This is a genomic window from Brunnivagina elsteri CCALA 953 (assembly GCF_002289455.1).
Classification (GTDB): domain Bacteria; phylum Cyanobacteriota; class Cyanobacteriia; order Cyanobacteriales; family Nostocaceae; genus Brunnivagina; species Brunnivagina elsteri.
On sequence record NZ_NTFS01000746.1, the window covers coordinates 1 to 1,357 of the forward strand.

2 protein-coding genes are annotated in these 1,357 nt (G+C 40.5%); both read right to left on the bottom strand.

The features are described 5' to 3' along the window. Positions 1 to 161: 161 nt before the first annotated feature. Positions 162 to 395: a hypothetical protein gene (locus CK510_RS30415; protein WP_095725125.1), complete on the bottom strand. Its 234-nt coding sequence runs from the start codon at positions 393 to 395 to the stop codon at positions 162 to 164. 3 nt (positions 396 to 398) lie between these two features. Continuing rightward, positions 399 to 1,151 (bottom strand): DUF364 domain-containing protein, encoded by a 753-nt coding sequence (locus tag CK510_RS30420; protein ID WP_095725126.1) that lies wholly within the window; start codon positions 1,149 to 1,151, stop codon positions 399 to 401. Positions 1,152 to 1,357 lie beyond the last annotated feature (206 nt).

Consider the following 1,357-nt stretch of genomic DNA (forward strand, 5'->3'; position numbering starts at 1 on the left):
GTTTTCTGCCGATTTAAACTCGGATGGCAGTTGTTTGAATCGATTGATGGCATTGAATATTCTGACTTTTCCCGTTATCTTTCTATTACAGCGATGCGGAAGCCGCCACTATACGTGAACGCGATCAGGAGTGCTATCCTAAAATTCCTATTTTCCCGTTGTTATATTATCATTAAACGTCTTTTATTGATAATAAAACTATGGACTGAAACCCTTGCGATATCTATGTTTCCAGACTTAACGGGAAAAGTCAGAATATTCAATGCCATCAATCGATTCAAACAACTGCCATCCGAGTTTAAATCGGCAGAAAACACCGAATCTTCCCCCACAACCGCAGCATATATTTCTGGTTTGAGAAGCTGCTTTAAATCATCTGCACATTTTTTAAACATAGATTATAGTTTTAAAATATGATATCGTACTCCCCTGTCAAAAATCCTAGTGCCTCCTCCCTCTGCAATCGTTTGCCGTAATGCCTCTGGATTGGCAACAGCAACACCTGCTAAATAATCGATCCCCATATCTGCTAAATCTGACAACCAAGGTACAGTAGGTCCCATTAACACTAATTGGGCATTTTGCGATAATTCAACTAAACGCGGAAAGGTTTTATTAACAATAGAAGTTGCCGTTAAAAAGACCCAATCGGCTTCCGGTAGTAGATATTCACAGGCTGTATCAGGTAAATCTTGGTTACTTGGTTGACGTTCGAGTACAGTCATGTCTACTTCCTGTTCATATTCAGATAATCCAGGATAGCGTCCAATTGTAACTACTTTTTTTCCCCGAATCAATGGTAGAAAATGCTCAAACACAGCAAGATTTGCCGAGCCTTTAGGGTAAATTGGTTGTGCAGAAGCTAAAAGTGGTGAAGATGGGTTGATGACGGCATTAATTGCTGCCATTGCCACAGTGGCTTCATAGCTATCCCAGGATTTCAGCCAAGGTGCAATATTTGCGATCGCAGTATTTACTAGTGTTCCTGACCAAGGTAATGTCCGGTTTGCTTGTCCTGGACTCATGCATAATCCAATACCTTCTGCTTGACAATATGTCCAAGTTAGTCCAACAATAATTTCTTGGATTAGTACATTTGTCTGACTGGATTTTAGTAGGAGATTATAAATTTCCTGCGATCGTACTCTCATTGTTAACTTCCTGATTGTTTGTGGCTAGAATAGCAGGATTAATCTTAGGTTCCAGTCAAGAATGAACGAAGTTTAGCTTTTAAACGCAGAGGTACGCGGAGAGAAACGCAAAGTTGCGCGGAGAATATTAGACATCTCCGGAAAAGATGTAGAGACGTAGCATTGCGGAGGCACGACAAGGGTTCTGGGCAACGCATAATTAATTT